Source organism: Devosia sp. (assembly GCF_028290645.1).
In the GTDB taxonomy this organism is placed as follows: Bacteria; Pseudomonadota; Alphaproteobacteria; order Rhizobiales; family Devosiaceae; genus Devosia_A.
The window spans coordinates 1-5,595 of the sequence record NZ_JAQGJL010000165.1 but is presented as its reverse complement, the minus strand read 5'-3'; the positions used below and the strand labels follow the sequence as shown (position 1 = coordinate 5,595).

At 67.6% G+C, this 5,595-nt stretch carries 7 protein-coding genes; 5 read left to right on the top strand and 2 right to left on the bottom strand.

Going from position 1 to position 5,595, the window contains the following annotated elements; genetic code table 11:
- Positions 1-83 precede the first annotated feature (83 nt).
- Positions 84-1,211, top strand: a complete 1,128-nt coding sequence (gene dnaJ, locus JWQ89_RS09405; RefSeq protein WP_299640389.1) for a molecular chaperone DnaJ — start codon at positions 84-86, stop codon at positions 1,209-1,211.
- A 146-nt stretch (positions 1,212-1,357) separates the two neighbouring features.
- On the top strand, positions 1,358-1,930 hold the full coding sequence (locus JWQ89_RS09400; RefSeq protein ID WP_299640388.1) for an NADPH-dependent FMN reductase: 573 nt from the start codon (positions 1,358-1,360) through the stop codon (positions 1,928-1,930).
- Between the two features lie 185 nt (positions 1,931-2,115).
- Here the strand turns inward: JWQ89_RS09400 and JWQ89_RS09395 are convergent, their stop codons facing one another.
- On the bottom strand, positions 2,116-2,559 hold the full coding sequence (locus tag JWQ89_RS09395) for a MarR family transcriptional regulator (protein WP_299640386.1): 444 nt from the start codon (positions 2,557-2,559) through the stop codon (positions 2,116-2,118).
- 137 nt (positions 2,560-2,696) lie between these two features.
- Here JWQ89_RS09395 and pyrF point away from each other — a divergent pair, with 137 nt between their 5' ends.
- The 3 genes from pyrF to JWQ89_RS09380 are packed head-to-tail and all read left to right on the top strand — an operon-like array spanning position 2,697 to position 4,883.
- Entirely contained in the window at positions 2,697-3,395 is a 699-nt protein-coding gene (gene pyrF / locus JWQ89_RS09390) for an orotidine-5'-phosphate decarboxylase (RefSeq protein ID WP_299640384.1), read from the top strand.
- 49 nt (positions 3,396-3,444) lie between these two features.
- Entirely contained in the window at positions 3,445-4,254 is an 810-nt protein-coding gene (gene dapB / locus JWQ89_RS09385) for a 4-hydroxy-tetrahydrodipicolinate reductase (RefSeq protein ID WP_299640383.1), read from the top strand.
- Between the two features lie 14 nt (positions 4,255-4,268).
- A complete protein-coding gene (locus tag JWQ89_RS09380) occupies positions 4,269-4,883 on the top strand; it encodes a 2,3-bisphosphoglycerate-dependent phosphoglycerate mutase (protein WP_299640382.1) in 615 nt (204 codons plus the stop codon).
- A gap of 170 nt (positions 4,884-5,053) precedes the next feature.
- On the opposite strand, the gene JWQ89_RS09375 is transcribed toward JWQ89_RS09380, so the two are convergent.
- On the bottom strand, positions 5,054-5,595 hold a 542-nt coding region (locus JWQ89_RS09375), incomplete at its 5' end, for a methylated-DNA--[protein]-cysteine S-methyltransferase (RefSeq protein WP_299640380.1).

Sequence of the window (5,595 nt, the reverse complement as noted above, 5' to 3'; positions counted from 1 at the left end):
CTGCTATGGTAAGAGCGCGCGACCATACCTATGTACCCGCAGCGCGGGGCGCAGGGCAACTGGGTCACTGAGGACTAGGCCGATTGGCGAAACGCGACTTTTATGAAGTGCTGGGCGTGCCCAAGGGTGGCGATGAAGCCGCCCTGAAGGGTGCGTATCGCAAGCTTGCCATGCAGTTCCATCCGGATCGCAATCCGGGGAACGACGAGGCGGAGCACAAGTTCAAAGAGATAAACGAGGCGTATGACACGCTGAAGGACCCGCAGAAACGCGCGGCCTATGATCGATTCGGCCATGCGGCCTTCGAGAATGGCGGCGGTCGCGGGCCGGGCGGTTTCGGCCCGGAATTCACCTCGTCGATGTCCGACATCTTCGAGGACATTTTCGGCGACGTCATGGGCGGGCAACGGCGCGGCGGCGGCCAGAGCCGGCTACGCGGCTCGGACTTACGCTACAACCTCGAAATCTCGCTCGAAGAGGCGTTTATCGGCCGCACCGTCGATATCGACGTGCCGACGCTCGCCACCTGCAACACCTGCGACGGGTCGGGCGCCAAGCCCGGCACCGGCATGTCGACCTGCCGGCACTGCAACGGCCAGGGCAAGGTGCGGGCGGCGCAGGGCTTCTTCACCATCGAGCGGACCTGCCCGATCTGCAACGGCCGCGGCCAGATCCTGGAGCAGCCCTGCACCGATTGCGGCGGCCAGGGCCGCCGGCAGCAGAACCGGACATTGAGTGTCGACATCCCCAAGGGGATCGAGGACGGCACCCGTATCCGGCTCGCCAACGAGGGCGAGGCGGGCCTGCGCGGCGGGCCGCCGGGCGACCTCTACATCTTCATCTCGATCAAGCCGCACGACCTGTTCCAGCGCGACGGCGCCGACCTTTACGCGCGCGTTCCCATCGCCATGACCACGGCGGCGCTGGGCGGCGAGTTCGAAGTGCCGACGCTCGACGCGGCGCGGGCCCGGGTCAAGGTCGCCTCGGGCACCCAGCCGGGCCAGCGGGTGCGCCTCAAGGCCAAGGGCATGCCGATCCTTCGTTCGAAGGACTTCGGCGATCTCTACGTGCAGCTCGACGTCGAGACCCCGCAGAGCCTCTCGAAGCGCCAGCGCGAGCTGCTTGAGGAATTCGAACGCGAATCGACGCGCGAGAACTCCCCGACCTCCGAGGGGTTCTTCGCCAAGCTCAAAAGCCTGTTCGAGAACTAGCAGTCTCCACCAGCTCGATGTCATCCCAGCGAAAGCCGGGACCCAACTATCCTCACCAGCCAACCGTGAGATGGGTGGGATGACATCGTGCGTGGTGATGGCTCGGTGTCTTTCGACAGCAATCGGAATGCGCTAGCTCTAGCGTCATGACCACCGAAGACGCCCCCTCCAAAACCGCCATCACCCTCTGCGGCTCGCTACGCAAGGACTCCATCAACGAAGTCCTGCGCCGGCACATGTCCGCCAAACTCCGCGATGCCGGGGTGGTGGTCACCGACCTTGACCTAGCCGATTTCGCGATGCCGATCTTCAATCAGGATCTCGAGGCCGAGCACACGCCCGAGGCGGCGAAGCGCCTCGCCGACCTGTTCCGCACCCACGACATCGTCTTCATCGCCACCCCCGAATACAATGGCGGCATCACCCCGCTGATCGCCAATGTGGTCGCCTGGATCAGCCGGCAGAAGCCGAGCCCGTTCCGCCACGCGATCTTCGGCGTCGGCGGCGTCAGCGACGGCAAATACGCAACGATCTTCGCGCTCTCGCACCTGCGCGACAGCCTCAGCAAGGTCGGTGCGCTGGTGGTGCCGACCCTGCTCGGCATCGGCCCCTATGCCGATGTCTTCGACGCGGATGGCAATCCGACCGAATCGGGCATCCAGTGGAAAGTCGGCCAGATGGTGAAGGAGCTCACCCACTTCTCGCGCGGCGGGATCTGACGGTCGCCAGCGGAACGTTTTGCGAACAATCCACCCGTGCATGCGCCGCGCCTGCCGTCTCAAGCCCGAAACCCAGGGCTCTCGAAACAACGGCAATCCTCGGGCGGTGATTCGGTGCGGCTGTGGAAAGCGGGGATAAGTTGGGGCGGAGCCGACGTCTGTGCCGGCTTTGTTCCGCTTCAACTCTAGCGCCGGCTCGGCGACCACTCGCCGAGGCCGAAGAGATCGACCGCGTCTTCCAGCGCCGCTTTCAGCCGATCGAGCCGGGCCGCGTCATGATCGACCTCGCGTAGCCGCCCCGGCCCGGCGAGCGGCGTCTCGGCAAGGAGCGCAGTGCCCTTTTCGGTGAGGCCGACGAGGCGGGCGCGGCGATCGCGCGGGTCGGTCTTCACCGTCACCAGCTCCATGCGGCGCAGCTCGTCGATCGACTGGCCGAGCGTCGCCGGATGCATCACCAGGGCCTTGCGCAGCGCCGCGAGCGGCAATTGCGGGCGCTCGGCGCAGATGCGGAGCACCTGCAGCTGCAGGCCGGTAATGCCGAAGCGCTTCTTCAGCTCGGCATGGAAGACTTCCATGGCGCGTTCGAGCCGCACCCAGGCAACGATGACGGAAAGCGCCTGCTGCTGCATGAAACCCAACCGAATCCGAACTGCTATGACGTCATAGTCTCTTGCCCGTGCCGGGGAGCAGGCGCAAGGGCAGCGACGCCTCGGCTTGACCCCGCCGCGCGACGCGTGGCAAAGACCGGCAAATCCGGAGACATCTGATGGCTGGTACGCTGATCGTCGCGCTCGATCTCGACACACGAGGCGAGGCGGAGCGCCTGGTCGCGCAGCTGGGCGACAGCGTCGATTTCTACAAGATCGGCTACCAGCTGTTCTATGGCGGCGACGGGCTGGCGCTGGGGAAGGCGCTGCTCGCGGCCGGCAAGCGGGTGTTCTTCGACCTGAAGCTGCTCGACATCGACAACACGGTGGAAAAGGGGGTCGCGGCCATCGCCAGGACCGACGCGACCATGCTCACCGTCCACGCCTACCCCAAGGCAATGCGGGCCGCGGCAAAGGCCGCCGAGGGATCGGGGCTGACGGTGCTCGGGGTCACGGTGCTGACCTCGATGGATGATCGCGACCTCGAGGAGGCCGGCTACGCGCGCGACGCGGCGGGCCTCGTGGCGCTGAGGGTCGGGCAGGCGAAGGCGGCGGGGATCGGCGGGATCGTCTGCTCGCCGTATGAGGCCGCCATGGTGCGGTCGATCGTCGGGCCGGGGCTTGCCATCGTGACGCCGGGGATCCGGCCGGCGGGGAGTGAGCTTGGCGACCAGAAGCGTGCCGCCGAGCCAGCGGAGGCGCTGGCCGCCGGGGCAAGCCACCTCGTCGTCGGGCGGCCGATCACCGCGGCAGCCGATCCGGCGGCCGCGGCGCGGGACATTCTCAGCCAGATGGCTGGCGGGACCCGGCTGGCATGACCGCGGCGGCTGGGCTATAGGCGACGGCACGGTTTTGCGAGGAGCAAGCATGTCTGACCTCAAGGTCGCCATCGCCGGAGCAGGTGGACGGATGGGCGCGGCCAATATCCGCGCCATCGCCGAGACGCCCGGCATTGCGGTGTACTCGGCCTTCGACCGCGCCGGGACGCCGGTCATCGGCAAGGACGCGGGCGAGCAGGCGGGGCTGGAGCGGCTCGGCATCAGCATCGGCGACGATATCGACGCGGCACTCGCCGGCGCCGGCGCGATTATCGATTTCACCGCACCGGCCAATTCGGTGGCCCTGGCGCAGCGGGCGGCGAAGCTCGGGCTGGTCCATATCATCGGCACCACCGGCTGCAGCGAGGCGGATGACGATGCGATCCGCGCCGCGGCAGCGGCGGGGGCTCGGATCGTCAAGGCGGGCAATTTCTCGCTCGGCGTCAACCTCCTCATGGGGCTCGTCAAGCAGGCTGCGGCGGCGCTGCCGGGCTTCGACATCGAGATCCTCGAGATGCACCACAACAGGAAAGTGGATGCGCCTTCCGGCACCGCGCTGATGCTGGGGGAAGCGGCGGCGCGCGGGCGCAGTGTCGAGCTCAAGACGCATTCGGTGCGGGTGCGCGACGGCCATACCGGCGCCCGCGAACCCGGCAGCATCGGCTTTGCCAGCCTCCGCGGCGGCAATGTCATCGGCGAACACCGGGTGATCCTCGCCGGTCCGTCCGAGCGGATCGAACTCAACCACATCGCCGACAACCGGGCGCTGTTCGCCGAGGGCGCAGTGCGGGCGGCTCTCTGGGCGCGCGACCAGGCGCCGGGCTTTTACACCATGGCCGACGTGCTCGGCTTCAACTGACAAGGGTTTTATCGATGACCGGGACGCTGATCCTCGTTCGCCATGGCGAGAGCGAGTGGAATTTGAAGAACCTCTTCACCGGCTGGCGCGACCCGGACCTTACGGACAAGGGGGTTGGCGAGGCGCGGGCTGCCGGCAAGCGGCTCAAGGCGGCGGGCTACGTGCCGGACGCCTATTTCACCTCGGCGCTGAAGCGGGCGCAGCACACGCTGGACCTGATCCTCGAGGAGCTGGGGATCACCGAGGTGACGATCACGCGCTCAAAACTGCTCAACGAGCGCGACTATGGCGACCTGAGCGGCCTCAACAAGGACGACGCCCGCAAGAAATGGGGCGAGGAGCAGGTGCTGATCTGGCGCCGCTCGTTCGACGTGCCCCCGCCGGGCGGCGAGAGCCTCAAGGACACGGCCGCCCGCACCCTGCCCTATTACGAAGCCCAGATCCTGCCCCTGCTCGAAGCCGGCAGGACCGTGCTGGTCGCCGCCCACGGCAATTCGCTCCGCTCGATCGTCATGGCGATCGAAGGGCTGACGCCGGCAGAGATCCTGAAGCGGGAACTGGCGACCGGCGAGCCGGTGGTTTACCGGATCGGCGCGGATGGGAAGCTCGTGGAGCGGGTGGCGATCTAGCTCACTCGGGTTTCGGTGATGGAGCCGCAGCGGAGGGCTCCTCCCGGCCTCCCCCATGAAGGGGGAGGTGAAGTAGGCCAGTGCTCTTGACGAGATTGTGCCTGAAACTCCATGCGGCACCTCCCCCTTCATGGGGGAGGTTGGGAGGGGGCCTCTGCTTCCGTGGGCCGTCAGCCCCCCACAACCCCCGACTCCCACCCCAGGATCGCCCGTTTCCGCGGCAACCCCCAGTGGTAGCCCGTCAGCGCTCCGCTGGTCCCCACCACGCGGTGGCAAGGCACCACGAAGCTGATGGGGTTCTTTCCCACCGCGGCGCCCACCGCACGGGCCGCCGTCGGGCGGCCGATGTGGTTGGCGACCTTCTGGTAGGTCGTCGCCTTTCCCACCGGGATGCGCAGCAGCGTCTCCCACACCTCGACCTCGAAATCGGTGCCGATGAGGACGACGCGGACGGGTTCCTCGGCGTTCCAGCGGCCGGGGTCGAACACCCGCGCCGCCACCGGGGCGATGGCCGCGTCGTCGCGGCGAAAGCGGGCGTTGGGCCAGCGATTGGCCAGGTCCTCGAAGGCTTCCCCGATCGAGGTGGTCTCGTCGGCAAAGCCGATGCCGGAGAGCCCGTACTCGGTCATGGTCAGCACAGCCGTCCCGAACGGCGACGGGGCGGCGCCCCAGACCATCTCGAGGCCCTCGCCCTTTTGCCGGAAGGCGCCGG

Excerpts from the sequence above, each read along its gene's own strand:
- JWQ89_RS09400 (WP_299640388.1), top strand. The coding sequence starts at position 1,358 with ATGACCACCGAAGACGCCCCCTCCAAAACCGCCATCACCCTCTGCGGC.
- JWQ89_RS09395 (WP_299640386.1), bottom strand. The coding sequence starts at position 2,559 with ATGCAGCAGCAGGCGCTTTCCGTCATCGTTGCCTGGGTGCGGCTCGAA.
- pyrF (WP_299640384.1), top strand. The coding sequence starts at position 2,697 with ATGGCTGGTACGCTGATCGTCGCGCTCGATCTCGACACACGAGGCGAG.
- dapB (WP_299640383.1), top strand. The coding sequence starts at position 3,445 with ATGTCTGACCTCAAGGTCGCCATCGCCGGAGCAGGTGGACGGATGGGC.
- JWQ89_RS09380 (WP_299640382.1), top strand. The coding sequence starts at position 4,269 with ATGACCGGGACGCTGATCCTCGTTCGCCATGGCGAGAGCGAGTGGAAT.